Source organism: Streptomyces sp. NPDC127197, from assembly GCF_042672405.1.
Taxonomy (GTDB): domain Bacteria; phylum Actinomycetota; class Actinomycetes; order Streptomycetales; family Streptomycetaceae; genus Streptomyces; species Streptomyces flavusporus.
In genome coordinates this window covers 153,871-172,515 of the sequence record NZ_JBHXVG010000012.1, presented here as the reverse complement: position 1 = coordinate 172,515, position 18,645 = coordinate 153,871, and the positions used below count along the sequence as shown (strand labels likewise).

At 70.3% G+C, this 18,645-nt stretch carries 15 protein-coding genes; 6 read left to right on the top strand and 9 right to left on the bottom strand.

Annotated elements, in window-relative coordinates; all coding sequences use genetic code 11:
* Positions 1-6 precede the first annotated feature (6 nt).
* Positions 7-1,506 carry a hopanoid C-3 methylase HpnR gene (hpnR, locus tag ACFVJQ_RS20900; protein WP_385513721.1) on the bottom strand — a complete coding sequence of 500 codons (1,500 nt, stop codon included), beginning with the start codon at positions 1,504-1,506 and terminating at the stop codon, positions 7-9.
* Between the two features lie 321 nt (positions 1,507-1,827).
* Between hpnR and ACFVJQ_RS20895 the strand changes: the two genes are divergently transcribed.
* From ACFVJQ_RS20895 to ACFVJQ_RS20885, 3 genes are all read left to right on the top strand, one after another.
* Positions 1,828-2,667, top strand: a complete 840-nt coding sequence (locus ACFVJQ_RS20895) for an SDR family NAD(P)-dependent oxidoreductase (RefSeq protein WP_385513722.1) — start codon at positions 1,828-1,830, stop codon at positions 2,665-2,667.
* Between the two features lie 226 nt (positions 2,668-2,893).
* On the top strand, positions 2,894-4,501 hold the full coding sequence (locus ACFVJQ_RS20890) for an acyl-CoA carboxylase subunit beta (RefSeq protein WP_385513723.1): 1,608 nt from the start codon (positions 2,894-2,896) through the stop codon (positions 4,499-4,501).
* Positions 4,502-4,558: 57 nt separating this feature from the next.
* Positions 4,559-4,753 (top strand): acyl-CoA carboxylase subunit epsilon, encoded by a 195-nt coding sequence (locus tag ACFVJQ_RS20885; RefSeq protein ID WP_385513724.1) that lies wholly within the window; start codon positions 4,559-4,561, stop codon positions 4,751-4,753.
* A 160-nt stretch (positions 4,754-4,913) separates the two neighbouring features.
* Here the strand turns inward: ACFVJQ_RS20885 and ACFVJQ_RS20880 are convergent, their stop codons facing one another.
* The 8 genes from ACFVJQ_RS20880 to ACFVJQ_RS20845 all read right to left on the bottom strand — a co-directional run bounded on the left by ACFVJQ_RS20880 (position 4,914) and on the right by ACFVJQ_RS20845 (position 15,392).
* A complete protein-coding gene (locus tag ACFVJQ_RS20880) occupies positions 4,914-5,495 on the bottom strand; it encodes an ATP/GTP-binding protein (RefSeq protein ID WP_026084856.1) in 582 nt (193 codons plus the stop codon).
* A complete protein-coding gene (locus tag ACFVJQ_RS20875) occupies positions 5,476-6,054 on the bottom strand; it encodes a DUF742 domain-containing protein (protein WP_385512936.1) in 579 nt (192 codons plus the stop codon). The genes ACFVJQ_RS20880 and ACFVJQ_RS20875 overlap by 20 nt, the downstream gene beginning before the upstream one ends.
* Before the next feature lie 94 nt (positions 6,055-6,148).
* Entirely contained in the window at positions 6,149-6,562 is a 414-nt protein-coding gene (locus ACFVJQ_RS20870; RefSeq protein ID WP_004983065.1) for a roadblock/LC7 domain-containing protein, read from the bottom strand.
* 10 nt (positions 6,563-6,572) lie between these two features.
* Complete coding sequence (locus tag ACFVJQ_RS20865; RefSeq protein ID WP_385785729.1) at positions 6,573-9,788, bottom strand: nitrate- and nitrite sensing domain-containing protein; 3,216 nt, start codon at positions 9,786-9,788, stop codon at positions 6,573-6,575.
* A 389-nt stretch (positions 9,789-10,177) separates the two neighbouring features.
* A complete protein-coding gene (locus tag ACFVJQ_RS20860) occupies positions 10,178-10,753 on the bottom strand; it encodes an ATP/GTP-binding protein (RefSeq protein ID WP_224734784.1) in 576 nt (191 codons plus the stop codon).
* The gene (locus ACFVJQ_RS20855; RefSeq protein WP_073941118.1) at positions 10,734-11,132 is read right to left on the bottom strand and encodes a DUF742 domain-containing protein; all 399 of its coding nucleotides are present in this window, start codon (positions 11,130-11,132) and stop codon (positions 10,734-10,736) included. The genes ACFVJQ_RS20860 and ACFVJQ_RS20855 overlap by 20 nt, the downstream gene beginning before the upstream one ends.
* Positions 11,133-11,243: 111 nt before the next feature.
* The gene (locus ACFVJQ_RS20850) at positions 11,244-11,657 is read right to left on the bottom strand and encodes a roadblock/LC7 domain-containing protein (protein WP_224734782.1); all 414 of its coding nucleotides are present in this window, start codon (positions 11,655-11,657) and stop codon (positions 11,244-11,246) included.
* Positions 11,658-11,666: 9 nt separating this feature from the next.
* Positions 11,667-15,392 carry a nitrate- and nitrite sensing domain-containing protein gene (locus ACFVJQ_RS20845; RefSeq protein WP_385512934.1) on the bottom strand — a complete coding sequence of 1,242 codons (3,726 nt, stop codon included), beginning with the start codon at positions 15,390-15,392 and terminating at the stop codon, positions 11,667-11,669.
* A gap of 579 nt (positions 15,393-15,971) precedes the next feature.
* Here ACFVJQ_RS20845 and ACFVJQ_RS20840 point away from each other — a divergent pair.
* From ACFVJQ_RS20840 to gltX, 3 genes are all read left to right on the top strand, one after another.
* Positions 15,972-16,160: a hypothetical protein gene (locus ACFVJQ_RS20840; protein WP_385512933.1), complete on the top strand. Its 189-nt coding sequence runs from the start codon at positions 15,972-15,974 to the stop codon at positions 16,158-16,160.
* Between the two features lie 173 nt (positions 16,161-16,333).
* Positions 16,334-17,110, top strand: coding sequence for a fumarylacetoacetate hydrolase family protein (locus tag ACFVJQ_RS20835; RefSeq protein WP_385512932.1), 777 nt, complete (start codon positions 16,334-16,336; stop codon positions 17,108-17,110).
* Positions 17,103-18,587, top strand: a complete 1,485-nt coding sequence (gltX, locus tag ACFVJQ_RS20830; RefSeq protein WP_385785724.1) for a glutamate--tRNA ligase — start codon at positions 17,103-17,105, stop codon at positions 18,585-18,587. Before ACFVJQ_RS20835 ends, gltX begins: the two co-directional genes overlap by 8 nt.
* Positions 18,588-18,645: the final 58 nt, after the last annotated feature.

Sequence of the window (18,645 nt, the reverse complement as noted above, 5' to 3'; positions counted from 1 at the left end):
GTCCGGTTACTCGGTGGTCCGGCGGCCCGGTGCGCCCTGCGTCGCCCCACGGGTGTGGACGTACAGCTGACGCCGGTCGGTGACGTCGAGGTGCTGCGGCAGGGGCAGTTCGTAGCGGACGGGCCTGGTGTGATCGGCGATCTGGCGGCGCGGGTTGTAGACCTGGTTGAACTTCCACAGCATGCGGGCGAAGTTCGTCTGCCCGTGCAGCAGGTTGCGGCCGAGCACGCGGGCCGCACCGAAGGCTGTGCGCAGTCCCAGATGCTTGCGGTTGATCACGGCCTGGGTGCGCACCAGCTCCTCGTAGAACCGCTCCAACGGCAGGGCCGTGGGCACCACGGCGTGCTGGATGTCGAAGAGACGGTAGTCGCGGGTGGTGAGCCGGCGCGACTCGGTGTGCCAGATCTCCGTCCCCGGATACGGCGTCATCACGGTGAAGTGCACGATCTCCGGCACGGCCAGCGCGAACTCCCGCACCACCCGGAAGCGTTCCTCGTCCCAGGCCGGGTCGACGATCAGGTTGATGGCGACCTTGATGCCGAGCCGGCGGGCCGTCTGAAGGGCACGGAGGTTCTCGTCGGGGCTGACCCGCTTGCGGTACAGCTCCAGTCCCTCCGCGTCGATCGCCTCCATGCCGAGGAACATGTAGCGCAGCCCCAGCCGCGCCCACCGCTCGAACACCTCGGGGTGGCGCAGCAGTACGTCGCTGCGCGTCTCCAGGTAGTAGCGCTTGCGGATGCGGCGGCGCTCCACCTCCGCGGCGATGGCGTCCCCGTGTTCGGGCCGGATGAAGGCGACGTCGTCGACGATGAACACGTTGGGCTCCCGGAGGCCCGCCAGGTCGGCCGCCGCCGCCTCGGGGGAGGCCTTGCGGTAACTGCGGCCGTAGAACGTCCACGCCGAGCAGAACGAGCAGTCCCAGGGGCAGCCGCGGGTGAACTCGACGGAGGCGCACGGGTCCAGTTCGCCGATGAAGTAACGGCGCCGGTTGCGCATCAGGTCGCGCGCCGGGGCGGGGGAGTCGATGCTGTGCACCATCAGCGGCGCCGGACCGCGCCCGTCGGCCGTGACGATCCCGGGCACCTCCGACACCCCGCCGTCGCGGACCGCCGCCAGCAGCGGTGCGACGGCCGGCTCGCCCTCGCCGCGGACCACCGCGTCCACCGCCCCCTCGGCCTGCTCCAGCACCTCCTCGGCGACGAAGGACACACTGTGCCCGCCGAAGAACACGAAGCAGCCCGGTACCGCCCGCTTCACCTCGGCGGCCAGCTCGATCGCCTCCGGGATGTTCGCCAGGTAGTTCAGCGAGACCCCGAGGGCCTGAGGGCGGAAGGACCGGATCTCGTCGCGCAGTTGCCTCCGGCCGGTCACCTGCAGATCCACGACCCGCACCTCGTGCCCGGCGTCCCGAGCGGCGCCCGCGACCCGTTCCAGGCCCAGAGGTTCGAGCCGCAGGAAGATCTCGGAATACATCAGGGCGCTGGGGTGGACGAGCAGCAATCGCATGGTGACCTCGCCACGTGAACCGGCCGGAACCGGAGTTGGGGGAGCTTCCGGGGTCTTCCCTTCGTATCCCGGTAAACCCGCGCCCGTACCGCCCGTACCGCCGCCTGGGTGTACCCCGCGGCCCGCAGGAGTGGTCCTGCCGCGTCGGTACGTGACCGATGCGGCCCCCGACCCACCGAAGGGACGACCGGGCCGCGGGCGGCGATTCGGGTGAGCTCGCCGCTGACGGACCGCCCCAGAACTGGCGCCGGGCACCGCACAGGCGGTGTCCTGGACTACGTGTCCCGGAAAACCGGACCCACAGCGCAGGGAGACCGACTCGTGACCCACACCGGCTCCGGTTCCACCTACGACCCGAAGGCACGTCCCGCCCCCACTCCGGCCGCGGTGCGCGAACACCGGCTGCCGCACCGCACCGACCGGCCCGTGGCACTCGTCACCGGCGCCTCCTCGGGCATCGGCGCCGCCACCGCCCGGCGCTTCGCCACCGGCGGCTGGCAACTGATCGTCAGCGGACGGGACCGGATCCGGCTGGAGGAGACGGCCGCCGGGACATCGGCCCTCGTCCTGCCCGCCGACCTCGCCGCCCCCGACGGTCCCCGCCTGCTGGCCGAGTCCGCGCTGCGCGCCACCGGCCGGATCGACGTCCTGGTCGCCGGAGCGGGCATCGGCTGGGCCGGCCCCTTCGTGACCATGCCGGCCGCCGCCATCGACCGGGTGCTCACCGTCGACCTCAACGCCACGCTGCTGCTGGTCCGGGAGGTCCTGCCCGCCATGGTGAGCGCCGGCCGCGGACGGGTGGTGCTCGTCGGCTCGGTCGCGGGCTGTGTGGGGGTGCGGGAGGAGGCCGTGTACTCCGCCGCCAAGGCCGGCATCGCCGCGTTCGCCGAGGCCCTGCGGCAGGAACTGCGCGGCACCGGCGTGGGCGTGACGCTCGTTGTGCCGGGCCCGGTGGACACCGCCTTCTTCGCCCGCCGCGGCACTCCCTACCAGCGCACCCGCCCACGCCCCACGCCGCCCGGCCGGGTCGCCGCCACGGTCTGGGAGGCGGTCCGGCGCGGCCGGGACGACGTCTACGTCCCCGGCTGGCTGACCCTGCCCGGCCGGGTGCGCGGCCTCGCACCAGCGGTGTACCGCCGGCTGCTGAACCGCTTCGGCTGAGGCCCGGTATCCTCGCGTGTCACTCGAGGGATGGCATGCGCCCGAGCTGAATGCGGCGTGACTCCCAGCCGACGAGTTTGTACGACTCCTACAAGCCCGAAGCCCTCTGAGCAGTCGGAACGCCTGCATGCCCCCCTGGTTCTGTTAAGGGGTACCAGGAAAACACCCCGGAGACTGTACAGAGTCGACGGCCCGCTTTCCCGGTTGTCCTTCGTAAGGTCGCTACATGACCGTTTTGGATGAGGCGACCGGTGAGTCGACGAGCGAGCCGACGGGCGAGCCGACGGACGCGCGCGGGCGAGTGGCCGAGCTGCACCAGATTCGCGCGCAGGCGGTGGCCGGCCCGAGCGAGAGGGCGACCGAGGCGCAGCACGCCAAGGGCAAGCTGACCGCCCGGGAGCGGATCGAGCTGCTGCTGGACCCGGGCACCTTCCGTGAGGTCGAGCAGCTGCGCCGGCACCGGGCGACCGGGTTCGGCCTGGAGGCCAAGAAGCCGTACACCGACGGTGTGATCACCGGCTGGGGCACGGTGGAGGGCCGTACGGTCTTCGTCTACGCCCATGACTTCCGCATCTTCGGCGGCGCCCTGGGCGAGGCCCACGCCACGAAGATCCACAAGATCATGGACATGGCCATCGCGGCCGGGGCCCCGCTGGTCTCCCTCAACGACGGTGCCGGCGCCCGCATTCAGGAGGGCGTCAGCGCGCTGGCCGGCTACGGCGGCATCTTCCAGCGCAACACCAAGGCGTCCGGTGTCATCCCGCAGATCAGCGTGATGCTCGGGCCGTGCGCCGGCGGTGCGGCCTACAGTCCCGCGCTGACCGACTTCGTGTTCATGGTCCGTGAGACCTCGCAGATGTTCATCACCGGCCCGGACGTGGTCAAGGCGGTGACCGGCGAGGAGATCACCCAGAACGGCCTGGGCGGCGCGGACGTGCACGCCGAGACGAGCGGTGTCTGCCACTTCGCGTACGACGACGAGGAGACCTGCATCGCCGAGGTGCGCTACCTCCTGTCGCTGCTCCCGCAGAACAACCGGGAGAACCCGCCGCGGGTGGAGTCCACGGACGCCCCCGACCGCCGCTCCGACATCCTGCTCGACCTGGTCCCCGCGGACGGCAACCGGCCGTACGACATGGCGAAGGTCATCGAGGAGATCGTCGACGACGGCGAGTACCTGGAGGTCCACGAGCGCTGGGCGCGGAACATCATCTGCGCGCTGGCCCGCCTCGACGGACAGGTCGTCGGCATCATCGCCAATCAGCCGCAGGTGCTGGCAGGCGTGTTGGACATCGAGGCATCCGAAAAAGCTGCGCGCTTTGTCCAGATGTGTGACGCTTTTAACGTTCCGATCGTCACTTTCCTGGACGTCCCCGGGTTCCTTCCGGGTGTCGACCAGGAGCACGGCGGGATCATCCGGCACGGCGCCAAGCTGCTGTACGCGTACTGCAACGCGACGGTGCCACGGATCAGCCTGATCCTGCGTAAGGCCTACGGAGGCGCCTACATCGTGATGGACAGCCAGTCCATCGGTGCGGACCTCACGTACGCCTGGCCGACGAACGAGATCGCAGTGATGGGCGCGGAGGGTGCCGCGGGCGTCATCTTCCGCCGCCAGATCGCCGAGGCCGAGGACCCCGAGGCCATGCGGGCACGCATGGTCAAGGAGTACAAGTCCGAGCTGATGCACCCGTATTACGCCGCCGAGCGCGGTCTGGTGGACGACGTCATCGACCCCGCGGAAACCCGCGAGGTACTGATCAGGTCCCTGGCGATGCTGCACAGCAAGCACGCCGACCTGCCCTCGCGCAAGCACGGCAACCCCCCGCAGTAACCCGGCGGAACCTCTGCGGTACCCCCGCGGAAACCTCATCCACGGAGACTGATCCCCATGAACAACCCTGACATCCGCGTCGAGAAGGGCCACGCCGAGCCCGAGGAAGTCGCCGCCATCACGGCGATCCTCCTGGCCCGGGCGGCGGCACGCACGACCACGACGACCCCGGCACACCGCGGCCGCGCCAAGGCCGGCTGGCGCCGCCTGGAGCGCGAGCCCGGCTTCCGGGCACCACACAGCTGGCGGTAGAACCGCGCCCCTCAAGGGGCGCGGGGAACTGCGCGACAAGCCACGACGAACCCGCAGACGGCAAACCACTCGTCGGGGCAACCCGGTGGCCGTGCACGTAAAAGGGGGGCGCCCTCTCCGTTCGGAGAGGGCGCCCCCCTTCGTGCATCGCGCGGCAGCGCTACCGCAAGCGGGCCATCAACGCGTGCTCCACGAGAGTGATGAGCGTCGACTTGGCGTCCGCGCGGTGCCGGGCGTCGGTGGTGATGATCGGGGTGTCCGGGCCGATCTGGAGTGCCTCGCGGACCTCGTCGGGCTGGTACGGCTGCTGGCCGTCGAAGCCGTTGAGGGCGATGACGAACGGCAGTCCGCTGTTCTCGAAGTAGTCGACGGCCGGGAAGCAGTCGGCGAGTCGGCGCGTGTCGACCAGGACGACCGCGCCGATGGCGCCGCGCACCAGGTCGTCCCACATGAACCAGAAGCGGTCCTGGCCGGGCGTACCGAACAGGTACAGGATCAGGTCCTGGTCCAGGGTGATACGGCCGAAGTCCATGGCGACCGTGGTGGTCGTCTTGTCCCCGGTGTGGGTGAGGTCGTCGATGCCTGCCGAAGCAGACGTCATGACGGCCTCCGTGCGCAGCGGGTTGATCTCCGAGACGGCGCCGACGAACGTGGTCTTGCCCACGCCGAAGCCGCCCGCCACCACGATCTTCGCGGAGGTGGTGGAGCGGGAAGGACCGCCGCTAGAGCTTGCGAAGTCCACTGAGCACCCTTTCGAGCAGTGTCACGTCTGGCTGGCCGCCGGCGTTCTCGTCGCCGCCGGGCTGATGGATGGCGACCAGGCCCGCCTCCGCCAAGTCGGCGACGAGGATCCTGGCCACGCCGAGGGGGATCGTGAGCAGAGCCGAGATCTCGGCCACCGACTTGATCTCCCGGCAGAGGTTGCAGATCCGCTGATGCTCGGGCAGCTGACCCTGCATCTGGTGCGGAGCCGCGGTGGTGTGCACCAGTGCCTCGATGGCGAGCTGGTACCGCGGCCTGGTGCGGCCGCCCGTCATCGCGTACGGGCGCACCAGGGGGTTGTGGCTGTTCGACGCCCCGCCGGGCGCCGGCTCAGGGGTGCGGCGCTGCGGCTGCACGGGCTGGATGCGCGGCGCGGCCGGCTGGTCGTACGGCGAGGGCCCGGGGCCCTGCGGCGTGTACGGCTGCCGGTGGCTCGGCGTGGAGGGGAAGTTGTACCGGTTCTGGGAACCGTCGTTCTGGCCCTGGCCAGGGCCGTACGACCAGTTGCCCGAAGATGAACCGCTTGGGGGTGTTGCCACTTTCTCCTCCTCCGACTGTGCCGGGCACCCATCGCTGTGGAGCCGCGTCCCGAAACCTTACGGCCACGGGACGCGAAAACGCACCGTCTGTCTGTTAGTTGAGAAGGCTTCCCTGGAGCTCCGCACGGAGATCCGGGGTCAGGACCGTACCGGCACGGTCCACCAGAAGGGCCATCTCGTACCCAATGAGGCCGATGTCCGCTTCCGGGTGGGCCAGAACGGCGAGCGACGACCCGTCGGAAATGGACATGATGAAGAGGAATCCTCGCTCCATCTCCACAACCGTCTGGTTCACGCTGCCGCCCTCGAAGATGCGCGAGGCGCCGGCGGTCAGTGAGGTCAGACCGGAGGCGACGGCCGCGAGCTGGTCGGCGCGGTCGCGGGGAAAGCCTTCGGACATCGCCAGAAGGAGTCCGTCGGCGGAGACCACCACGGTGTGGGACACCCCGGGGGTGTTGTCCACGAAGTTGGTGATCAACCAGTTCAGGTTCTGTGCCGCCTGGCTCATCGGGCTCACACTAACGCTCCTGGTTGTAGGTGCTGTCAGGACCGAAGCCCTGGCCGTTCGTTTCACTTCCTGCGGTGCGTCCCCGCTGGACACCCCGGCGCAGGTTGCTCAGCCTGCCCCGGACGTCCTCGGGAGCGCGGGAGACCTGGGGGCCGCCCTGCGGGGTCGTCTCCGCCGCGCCCTCGACCAGATTGGCCTTGGGTACCCGCCGCGGCAGGCCGGAGGAGGTGACTCCGCCCGCCTTGGGCTTACGGAGCTGGGAGGCCTGCTGCCACCGCTCGTCGTTCGCCGAGCGCCAGCCGTCGTCGCCGTTGCTCTGAGCCGAGGGGGCCGCCGGTTCCCGGTTCGCGGGCCGGCCCGCGCCCTGCCCGCCGCCGTTGGACCCGCGACGGGGGAGCCCGGCGTCGGTCAGGTGGTGGCCGGCGGACTGGCCCGTTCCCGGACGGTCGAAGCCTACGCGGTCCCGCTCACTTGCGTCAGCGGCCTGCGGAGATTCCGCTTCGGGAGCGTACTGGTCCGGGTAGCCGTTCCGGTAGCCGTCCCGCTGCTGCCAGTCGCCCTGGTAGGACTGCTCATCGAAGGCCGAGAAGCTCTCCGCGGAACGCGTCGGGGCGGCGGCGGGCTCCTCCTGGGCCGGCTCCGCATACGTGGGCTCCGGGTAGCCGCCGTTGGTCGCGAAACCATCGCCCTGCGGCATGCCGTTCGGCGCGTAGTACGGCTCGTCGTACGACGGCTGCTGCTGCTCCTCGTACGCCGTCTGCTCCTCGTAACCGGTCTGCTGCCCGTAGGCCGCGGACTGGTCCGGGTAGCCGTTCTGGCCGTTGTCGTACGCCTGTCGGCCGTCAAAGCCGTCGCCGTACGTGGGTGCCTCGGTGGGCTCCTGGGTGCCCGGCTGGCCGTGTGTCTGGGCCTCCAGGGCCGCGCGGCGCTCCTCGCGCATCAGGGAGCGGCCCACCGGGTCCAGCTCGCGGATGTCGTCGGGGACCTCGGTGTAGCGGCTGTCGTCGAAGCCGAGTTCGGCGGCCGTGCGCATCGGCTGGTGGTTGAAGCTCTCACCCTGGAACTGCTGCTCCGGGATGATCTGCGAAACCGTGAACTCCTCGCGGTCCGGCGCCTGTTCGCCGCCACCGCCGTGCGTGATGGCGTCGGGGAGCATGACCAGCGACGTGGTGCCGGCCTGCTCGCCGGAGGGGCGCAGCTGGACGCGGATGCCGTGCCGGTCGGACAGCCGGCCGACCACGAACAGGCCCATGCGCTGGGAGATCGCGGCGTCCACGGTCGGCGGGTTGGCCAGCTTGTGGTTGATGTCCGCGAAGTCCTCGGCGGTCAGGCCGATGCCCTTGTCGTGGATCTCGATCATGACCCGACCGTCGGGCAGCCGGGTTGCGGTCACCCGAACCTTGGTCTGCGGCGAGGAGAACGTCGTCGCGTTCTCCAGCAGCTCGGCCAGCAGGTGCACGAGGTCGGTCACGGCGCGGCCGTGGATCTCGGCCTCCGGGACGCCGGATATCTCGATGCGCTCGTACTGCTCCACCTCGGAGGAGGCGGCGCGCAGCACGTCGACCAGCGGGACCGGCTGGTCCCAGCGGCGGCCGGGCTCCTCGCCGGCGAGGACCAGGAGGTTCTCGCCGTTGCGGCGCATACGGGTGGCCAGGTGGTCCAGCCTGAAGAGGTTCTCCAGCTGGTCCGGGTCGGCCTCGTTGTTCTCCAGGTCGGTGATCAGGGTCAGCTGGCCCTCGATCAGCGACTGGTTGCGGCGCGACAGGTTGGTGAAGATCGCGTTGATGTTGCCCCGCAGCAGTGCCTGTTCGGCGGCGAGCCGGACGGCCTCGCGGTGGACCTGGTCGAAGGCCCGGGCGACCTCGCCGATCTCGTCCGTGGAGGTGATCGGGATGGGCGACACACGGGTGTCGACGCGACCGGGGTCGGTCCGCGAGAGCTGGTCGACCAGCATCGGCAGACGCTGCTCGGCGATGCCGAAGGCGGCGTTGCGCAGCTGGCGCATCGAGCGGCTCATCTGGCGGGCCACCATGCCGGCCAGGATGAACGCGGCGAGCAGGGCGACCACGACGGCGGCACCCACGATGAAGGCGTCCCGCTTGGCGTCGTCGGCGATGCTCGCGGCCTCGTTCACCGCGGTGTCGGCCAGGTCCGACTCGATCTGGCGGTAGGCGTCGTACTTGAGCGTGTTGACCGCCCACCAGTTCGTCGCGGTGATGCCCTGCTGGGCGAGGGCGTCGAGGTCGTCGGCGGACTGCAGGCCCGAGATCGCCGCGACCATGTCCTCCGTTTTGGCCGGCGGCGCCTTGTAATCCGGGTTCTTGGCCAGCTGTTGCTTGGCCATTTCCTGGCCGTCCGCCCGGATCTGCGTCTCGGCGTCCTTGAGCTTCTGCGCGTCCGCCTCGGTGCCACCGCCGATGTACTCCTGGACGGCGATGCCCTCGAGGTAGGCGTAGGAGGACAGGGCGACGCGCTGCCTGGCCAGGTCGGTGGGCTTCGGGCCGGGCTTGACCAGCAGGTGCGTACCGATGGAGCGCTCCAGCGACAGCGCCGCCTTGGTCAGCGAGATCGCGTAGACCGTACGGCCGTAGCTGGTGATGTTTCCGGTGCCCAGACCGAGCTCGTTGGCGAACTCCATCAGCGGGTGGGCGACGCCGACGTAGCCCTCCTCGGTCTCCACACCGCCGAGCTTGCTCGTGTACGCGGCCGCGCGCAGGTTCTGAAGCTTGGGCTCCGCCTCGCGGAACAGGCCCAGACGGCGCTCCAGACCGGCCTTCTCCGGCATGCTCTGCGCCGCCTCGTCGAAGGCGTCGGCGGCCTCGTCCGTCTTCTTGCGGGCCTGGATGACCGCGGGGTCGTCCAGGCCCTTGCCCGTCAGGAGCGGGGAGGCGGTGACGTCACGCTCGTTGTAGAGCGCGTCGCCGTAGGTCAGGGCGGCCCGGACCAGACGCGCGGTGTTCTCCGCGTCCTCGGCCTCCTGCCAGGTGTCGATCGAGCTGCTCACCTGGAAGCCGCCCATGACCAGGCCGACCAGTACGGGAATCAGCAGGATCGCGTTCAGTCGGGTCGCCACCCGCCAGTTGCGCGGGGAGAAACGGCCGCCGCTCGGAGCGGGCGCGGCCGTCGGCTCCGAACCGGGTACAACGGGGGCGGGCGCCGCTCCGCGCGACGGCGGGGTGAAGTTGCCCCGGGCGGGCGGCTCGGGACCTTTGTTGCTTCGCCTCACTCGACCAACAACCTCTCGGCGGTCGGCACCTACGTCGTGCCGCTGTGTCTCAGAGCCCACTTCGCCAACGACCATCGAGTACGTCTTTGACCTTTGGGCAGTTCAGGCATTCCAGCACGTCGACCTGCGCTCTTCCAAACATGGGATGACGGGGATTCCGAGCGGTCCAGGCCCCAGATAAAACGGTCATAAAGAGCGAGCCCCGTCAAAAGACGGGGCTTTTGTGCGCGCAGCGACACCAGTCGACCGCGACGCGTGGCGGTGCCACCCGATTCCTCTGCCGAAACGTTATGAACACCGAAGCCGACCGTGTCAAAGGCCACAGCCGGCTTCGGCATCCGTACTCATATGCCTACGGCAACTGCCGTACGGCGCTGCCTATTTGAGTGCTACTTCAGCCGGGCCATCAACGCGTGCTCGACCAGCGTGATCAGCGCGGACTTGGCATCTGCGCGGTGCCGGGCGTCGGTGGTGATGATCGGGGTGTCCGGGCCGATCTGGAGTGCCTCGCGGACCTCATCGGGCTGGTACGGCTGCTGGCCGTCGAAGCCGTTGAGGGCGACGACGAACGGCAGACCGCTGTTCTCGAAGTAGTCCACGGCCGGGAAGCAGTCCGCCAGCCGGCGCGTGTCCACCAGCACCACCGCGCCGATGGCGCCGCGCACCAGGTCGTCCCACATGAACCAGAAGCGGTCCTGGCCCGGCGTACCGAACAGGTACAGGATCAGGTCCTGGTCCAGGGTGATACGGCCGAAGTCCATGGCCACCGTTGTAGTGGTCTTGCCCCCGGTGTGCGTGAGGTCGTCGATGCCCGCGCTCGCGGACGTCATGACCGCCTCGGTGCGCAGCGGGTTGATCTCCGAGACGGCGCCGACGAACGTGGTCTTGCCCACGCCGAAGCCGCCCGCCACCACGATCTTCGCCGATGTGGTGGCGCCTCTCGGTTCAGAGCTTGCGAAGTCCACTGAGCACCCTTTCGAGCAGTGTCACGTCCGGAGCACCGCCGTTGTTCTCGTCGCCGCCCGGCTGGTGGACGGCCACGAGCCCGGCCTCGGCGAGGTCCGCCACAAGGATCCGGGCCACCCCGAGCGGCATGGCGAGCAGCGCCGACACCTCGGCGACCGACTTCACCTCGCGGCACAGATGGCAGATGCGCTGGTGCTCCGGGAGCAGCCCCATGAGCGCTGCCGGGTCGGCCGTCGTGCTGATCAGTGCCTCGAGGGCGAGCTGGTAGCGCGGCCGGGTCCGGCCGCCGGTCATCGCGTACGGACGTACCAGCGGCTGGTCGCCCTCGTCCCCGTACGGATCTGTGTACGGATCATGAGAGGCGGTGGGCGGGGTCATGAATCCTCCGGGCGGGACAGCAAGTTGGTCAGTCGTGCCGTCTGACGGGGGCCGGTGGGGGGATTGTGGCGGCCGGACGGTGATTTGGTGAGACGGGTGGATCCGGGATCGCTAGTGGAGCAGACTTCCTTGCAGTTCGGCACGCAGGTCGGGCGTGAGCACCGCGCCCGCGCGGTCGACCAGCAGCGCCATCTCGTAGCCGATGAGACCGATGTCGCACTCGGGGTGCGCGAGGACGGCCAGGGACGAGCCGTCCGAGATGGACATGAGGAAGAGGAAACCTCGCTCCATCTCCACTACGGTCTGTGCCACGTCGCCCCCCTCGAAGATCCGGGAGGCCCCGGCCGTCAGCGAGGTGAGCCCCGACGCGACCGCCGCCAACTGGTCGGCCCGGTCGCGCGGAAAGCCCTCCGACAGCGCCAGGAGGAGACCGTCGGCGGACACGACGACGGTGTGGGACACCCCGGGGGTGTTGTCCACGAAGTTGGTGATCAACCAGTTCAGGTTCTGTGCCGCCTGGCTCATCGGACTCAACTAACGCTCCTGCTGGTGAGTGGGGCTCGGGAAACTGCCCGTCTGGCCGGACCCGGCCTGACGGCCCTGTGCGATACCCCGACGGAGGTTGGTCAGCCGGCCGCGCACGTCCTGGGGCGCACGCGAGACCTGCGGACCGCTCTGGTGCGGTTGCTGCTGAGCAGTGCCCGGGACGAGGTTCGCCCGGGGCACCCGGCGCGGCAGACCGGAGGTGGTGACACCGCCCGCGGCCGGCTGCCGGACACGCTCCGCCTGCCGGACGAGATCGTCGTTCGGCGAGCTGCGCCAGGTGGCGGCGGGACGCTGAGGGGCCGCGGAGGCCTGCGGCTGGCGCGGGGCCGGTGCGGAGCCGTTGCCCTGCGGCCGGTCGGGCCGGCGCTGCGGCTCGGGCTGCTGACCCTGCTGGGGCTGCTGGCCCTGCTGGCCGTGGAACCAGTTGGTCTCCAGCGTGTCGTACAGCGGCGTACGCCCGTCACCGGGACCCGAGGCCGGCGGCAGCGCCTCCGGCTCCGGGCGGGCGGGCCGCTGCTGCGGACGCTGCGGGGCCGGGGGCCGCTGGGCACCGAAGTCGCCCTGCGGCCGCTCGTACTGGCCCGGACCCGAGGGGTTCTGGTGGCCGCCGGGCAGCGCGTGCTGCCCGGTCGAGGAGCCGTCGTGGCCCGGCGTGGAGAACTGGCCGGTAGCCCCGTTGTCGTAAGCCTGAGGAGCGGGAGGAACCGGGAACTGTCCCGTGGAGCCGTTGCCGTACGCCTGGGGCGCCGGGAACTGACCGGTGGAGCCGTTGTCGTACCGCTGCGGAGCGGCGTACTGGCCGGTGGAGCCGTTGTCGTGCGCCTGAGGTGCGGCGAACTGCCCCGTCGTGGACGAGCTGTCCGGGCCGTTCTGCGTGCCGAAGACGTCCGGGCGGACGAACTGGCCGCCGTTCTGCCGGCCGTTCGGGGCACCGGGGCCCTGGCGGTCGTCGATCCGCGGAACCGCCGGCATCTCGGCGGTGGAGCCGGGGCCCTGACGGTCGTCCACGCGGGGCATCCGGGCCGTCTGCGAGACGTCCGGCTCCTCGTGGCCGCGCGGGGTGTCCAGCGCGGCGCGCGGCACCGGCGGCTGCGCGTTCTCGTCGCTCCAGCTCGGCCGGGACTGCTGGTTGCCGCCCGGCAGCTCGGCCCGTGCGCCACCGCGCGGCGGCAGCTGCGGCTGACGTCCGCGCCGGCCGCGCTCGGTACCCGCGCCCGCGTCGCCGCGCTGCGGCGGCATGTTGCCGCGGCCGTCCTGGCCCTGCGGGGCACCGGCGGCCTGGGCACCCGCCGGGGCGGGCCGGCCCTGCTGGGGCGCCGGGGGAGTCTGCGGTCCGCGTGCGCCGCCCGGAGCCCCCGGACGGCCGCCCGAGTCCCGGCCCGGCAGCTCGGCCCGCGGCCCCTGGCCGGCACCGAGCCGGCCACCGCCACCGGACGCACCGGCGCCGAGGGCACCGCCCGCGGCCGGCGCACCGGCGCCCAGCGAACCGCCGTTGCCACGGCGGGCCGCGGCCACACCGGCGGCAGCCTGCGCCGCGGCCGGGCCACCGGCGCCACCCTGACCGGGCTTGCCCTGCGGCTTCTTGCCGCCCTGGGCGACATCGACGGGCAGCATGACCAGCGCGGTCGTACCACCGGAGTCGGACGGGCGCAGCTGGATCCGGATGCCGTGCCGCTGCGACAGCCGGCCGACCACGAACAGACCCATGCGCCGGGAGACGGAGACGTCCACGGTGGGCGGCGAGGCGAGCCGCTCGTTGATCTGGGCGAGGTCCTCGGGAGAGAGGCCGATACCGGTGTCGTGGATCTCGATCAGCACCCGGCCGTCGGGCAGGGCGTGACCGGTGACCTTGACCTTGGTCTGCGGCGAGGAGAACGACGTGGCGTTCTCCAGCAGCTCGGCGAGCAGGTGCACGAGGTCGTTGACCACGCGGCCGGCGACCTGGGTGGTCGGCACCGCGGCCAGCTCGATGCGCTCGTACTGCTCCACCTCGGACGCGGCGGCCCGGAGCACGTCGACCAGCGGGACCGGGCGGGTCCAGCGCCGGCCGGGCTCCTCACCCGCGAGGACGAGGAGGTTCTCGCCGTTACGGCGCATACGGGTGGCGAGGTGGTCCAGCTTGAACAGCGAGGCCAGCTGGTCCGGGTCCGCCTCACGGGACTCCAGTTCGGAGATCAGCGACAGCTGGCGCTGGATCAGACCCTGGGAGCGACGCGAGAGGTTGGTGAACATCGCGTTGACGTTGCCCCGCAGCAGGGCCTGCTCGGCGGCGAGGCGGACCGCCTCGCGGTGCACGTCGTCGAACGCCGCGGCCACTCGGCCGATCTCGTCGCGGGAGTGCACACCGACCGACTCCACGGACGTGTCCACGTCCTGCGGGTCGGACTCGGACAGCTGCTTGACCAGCTCGGGCAGCCGGTCCTGGGCGACCTTCGTCGCGGTGTCCTCCAGGCGGCGCAGCGAGCGGATCATGGACCGGGCCACCACGAAGGCGCCGACCAGCGACACGCCGAGCACGAGCAGGATCAGCGCACCGGAGATGATCGCCTCGCGCTCCGACTCACTGCGCAGCTGGCGCGCCTTCTGCTCCATGTCCTCGAGCAGGGTGCGCTCGATGTTCTTCATCTGCTGGATCTTGGTGGAGCTGTCGTCCAGCCAGTCCCGGTAGGAGCGCCTCTCCAACCCGGCCAGGCCGTTCTCCCGCAGCGCGCGGCCGGCGTAGGTGTCGGTGGCCTCGATGGTCGCGTTGTTCTGGTCGATGGGCGCGAGGAGTTCCTCGGCCCCGTCGCCGTAGATGCTGGTGAAACTGCGCAGTTCGGAGATCTGGCTCTCCAGCGCCGATTCGGCGTACAGGCGGTCGTTCTCGGACAGGTCGCCGGCCGTCTTGTTGTTCGCGGGCAGTGCTGCCGCGAGGACCGCGCGCTGGATCGACGCGTACTCCTTGGCGGAGGAGAACGCCGACAGGGCGCGGGTGCGCTGGATCATGTCGGGGTTGCTGGTCGCCTCCGCCATGTCCTGCGAGAGGTCGAGCAGGTGCGTGATGAGGCGGTGGTAGGCCTCCACCGTCTGCGTGGAGTTGTCCTCGGCCTCGTAGGCGTTGCTGCGGATCTCGTTGAGGCCGTTGAGGTCGCGGGCGAGGCCGACCAAGCTGTCGCGGACGCCCTGGAGGTTGCCGTCCTTGCTGGCGGAGTCGACCTCCTCGGAGGCGGCGAGGAAGTTCTCCAGCGCCCGGTCCGTCTTGGTCTGGAAGCCCTTGACCGTGGTCGCGCTGGCCGTCGAGCCGTGCGCCAGCGGGCCGGCGGACTGGTCGCGCTCCTCCTGGAGCGCGGCGGCCAGCTCGGTCGCCTGCTTGGTCATCTCCGTCAGCAGCTTCATGTTGTCGAGCTGCTGGATGTCGTCCATGGACTGGTTGATACGCAGTGCGCCGAGCGAGGTGGCCGCGACCACCGGCAGCGCGAGCAGCGACACCAGACGGGTGGAGATGCGCCAGTTACGCAGGGCTATTCGCGGGCCGGGGCCGCTCGATCCCTGCGGAGGCTTCACCGTCGGAGCGGGCGCCGGAGTGCCCGAAGACGCCGACGCGCCGGGGCGCGCACCGCCGTCACCGGACGGGCCCGGGCCCTGGGCGTGCTGGGGCGAGGAACCGCGGTCGGTCCCGCCGTGCGGCTCCGGCTCCGCCGAAGCGCTGCCATCCCTCTTGAAACGTCCCTGCACTAGCGTCGCAACCTCTGGACCAGGCGCCCCTCCGCGAACGGAAGGACGGTGTCGGCGTCGATCGGGAGCGCCCTGAATGCGCACCCGGATGGTCGTGAGTGACCGGCGCTGGACTCCCCCTTCTCGCCGCCACTCGGCGCTGTTTCGCGCCCCCTGCGCGCCGGCTCGATCCTGCGGCGGTCCGTGGAATTCCAGCACAGTGCCGGATCTCCAACAAGGCCAGTTGGTCAGGCTGTGACATCCGTGACACCGCGTGAGGGGCGCGTCACGACACGTAGAGCGACCTCCGCCTTATAGCGGACATTTCTGGGCGAGTCGCCGAGGCGGGCGGGGTGTCCCAGTCGAGATGATCAGGAGCGGAATGTTGGCTTCAGGTGGTCAATGTCCGTTTCGTTGGTATGAGTTGCCAGCCTGAATTGACCGGTTTGAGCTCGGGTTCGTGAGCAAACTCACACGCGGCCGCAGGGCGCTGCGTGCCATCCGCTGGGAATCGGATGTTTAGCCTGACGCTTTACAAGAGGCGACCTTCTGCCAACCGGCGCTTCCGGCGCCCCGTACACGACAGGGTTCAGTACAACCGTGAAGACGACGATGATGTTCCGCACGATAGCCAACCCGCGGCGCACGACGCTGGCGCACCTCGACGACGCCGACGAACTGCAGACCCCGGATCACCCGGAGCACTCCGTCGACCTCCCGGCCCAGACCGCCAACCCCCGCCGCACCGTCCTGATGGACGCCCCGGCCGGGGCTGCGGCGGCGGAGTAGGGGCAGGCAGACACAGGGCGCCTCGCGATGTCATGCGCGAGGCGCCCTGTTGCGCCCCGGGACGGTGCGACGCCGCCGTTCCCTCCCTCCGGCCTGATCCCGCCGGACAGGCCCCGCCGAGATAGCCTGGAGCGTCAGACTTCAGCCAGCTCAGTCAAGGGGCCAAGCATCCCGTGCGCATCGCCAGGTTCTCCATCGACGGGAACGTTGCCTTCGGCGCGGTCGAGGGCGACAAGCCGGACGAGCTCGTCCTCGACATCATCAAGGGCATCCCGTTCGCGGACTTCGAGCTCTCCGGTACGAAGGTCCCGCTGAGCAAGGTCCGGCTGCTGCCGCCGGTGCTCCCCAACAAGGTCGTGGCCTTCGGCCGCAACTACGCCGAGCACGCGCGCGAGCTGGGCAACGAGGTCCCGGACGCCCCGTTCGCCTTCTTCAAGCCGTCCACCTCGGTGATCGGCCCCGGCGACGAGATCCAGTACCCCTCCTTCTCCGAGGAACTCCACCACGAGGCCGAGCTGGCCGTCGTGATCGGCCGCATGTGCCGCGAGGTCCCGCGCGAGCGCGTCAAGGACGTGATTCTGGGCTACACCTGCGCCAACGACATCACCGCCCGTGACGTGCAGAGGCGCGAGAAGCAGTGGGCCAGGGCCAAGGGCTTCGACACCTCCTGCCCGCTCGGCCCCTGGGTGGAGACCGACCTCGACCCGTCGGACCTCACCATCCAGCTCACCGTCAACGGACAGCAACGCCAGCTCGGCCGCACCAGCGAGATGATCCATCCGGTCGAGGATCTGATCGTCAACATCTCCGAGGCCATGACGCTGCTCCCCGGCGACGTGATCCTCACGGGCACCCCCGCGGGGGTCGGCCCCCTCGCTGTCGGCGACGAGGTCTCCGTCAGCATCGAAGGCATCGGCACTCTCACCAACAAGGTTGTCAAGCGTGGCTAGCGCACCCGGCTCCCCCGTTCGCGTACGTTTCTGTCCGTCGCCCACCGGTAACCCCCACGTGGGCCTGGTCCGCACCGCCCTGTTCAACTGGGCTTTCGCACGGCACCACGGCGGCACCCTGGTCTTCCGCATCGAGGACACCGACGCGGCCCGCGACTCCGAGGAGTCCTACGAGCAGCTGCTCGACTCGATGCGCTGGCTCGGCTTCGACTGGGACGAGGGCCCCGAGATCGGCGGCCCGCACGCGCCGTACCGCCAGTCGCAGCGCATGGACATCTACCAGGACGTGGCCCAGAAGCTCCTGGACGCCGGCCACGCCTACCACTGCTACTGCTCCCAGGAGGAGCTGGACACCCGCCGCGAGGCCGCCCGCGCCGCCGGCAAGCCGTCCGGCTACGACGGTCACTGCCGCGCCCTGACCGCCGAGCAGATCGCCGAGTACCAGGCGCAGGGCCGCACCCCGATCGTCCGCTTCCGCATGCCGGACGAGACGATCACTTTCACGGACCTGGTCCGCGGCGAGCTGACGTTCACGCCGGAGAACGTCCCGGACTACGGGATCGTCCGGGCGAACGGCGCTCCCCTCTACACGCTCGTGAACCCCGTCGACGACGCCCTGATGGAGATCACGCACATCCTGCGCGGCGAGGACCTGCTCTCCTCCACCCCGCGCCAGATCGCCCTGTACAAGGCGCTGATCGAACTGGGCATCGCCAAGGGCATCCCGGAGTTCGGGCACCTGCCGTACGTGATGGGTGAGGGCAACAAGAAGCTCTCCAAGCGCGACCCGCAGTCGTCGCTCAACCTCTACCGGGAGCGCGGCTTCCTCCCCGAGGGCCTCCTCAACTACCTCTCGCTCCTCGGCTGGTCGCTCTCGGCCGACCAGGACATCTTCACCACGGACGAGATGGTCGCGGCCTTCGACATCGCGGACGTGAACCCCAACCCGGCCCGCTTCGACCTCAAGAAGTGCGAAGCGATCAACGCCGACCACATCCGCCTGCTCGATGTGAAGGACTTCACAGAGCGCTGCCGCCCGTGGCTCCAGGCCCCATTCGCCCCGTGGGCCCCGGAGGCCTTCGACGAGGTGAAGTGGCAGGCCATCGCCCCGCACGCACAGACCCGTCTGAAGGTCCTCTCCGAGATCACCGACAACGTCGACTTCCTGTTCCTGCCGGAGCCGGTCTTCGACGAGGCGAGCTGGAACAAGGCGATGAAGGAGGGCTCCGACGCCCTGCTGCGCACCGCCCGCGAGAAGCTCGACGCGGCCGACTGGAACTCCGCCGAGTCCCTGAAGGAGGCCGTCCTGGCCGCCGGTGAGGCCCACGGCCTCAAGCTCGGCAAGGCCCAGGCCCCGGTCCGGGTCGCCGTCACCGGCCGCACGGTCGGCCTGCCGCTCTTCGAGTCCCTGGAGGTCCTGGGCAAGGAGAAGACGCTGGCCCGTATCGACGCGGCGCTGGCGAAGCTGACGGCGTAGCGCACATGAGGGGCGGCATCCGGAACGGGTGCCGCCCCTTCGCCGTACCCGCCCGGAA

Coding starts and splice junctions, on each gene's coding strand:
- hpnR (WP_385513721.1), bottom strand. CDS start 1,506: ATGCGATTGCTGCTCGTCCACCCCAGCGCCCTGATGTATTCCGAGATC.
- ACFVJQ_RS20890 (WP_385513723.1), top strand. CDS start 2,894: ATGACCGTTTTGGATGAGGCGACCGGTGAGTCGACGAGCGAGCCGACG.
- ACFVJQ_RS20885 (WP_385513724.1), top strand. CDS start 4,559: ATGAACAACCCTGACATCCGCGTCGAGAAGGGCCACGCCGAGCCCGAG.
- ACFVJQ_RS20870 (WP_004983065.1), bottom strand. CDS start 6,562: ATGAGCCAGGCGGCACAGAACCTGAACTGGTTGATCACCAACTTCGTG.
- ACFVJQ_RS20855 (WP_073941118.1), bottom strand. CDS start 11,132: ATGACCCCGCCCACCGCCTCTCATGATCCGTACACAGATCCGTACGGG.
- ACFVJQ_RS20850 (WP_224734782.1), bottom strand. CDS start 11,657: ATGAGCCAGGCGGCACAGAACCTGAACTGGTTGATCACCAACTTCGTG.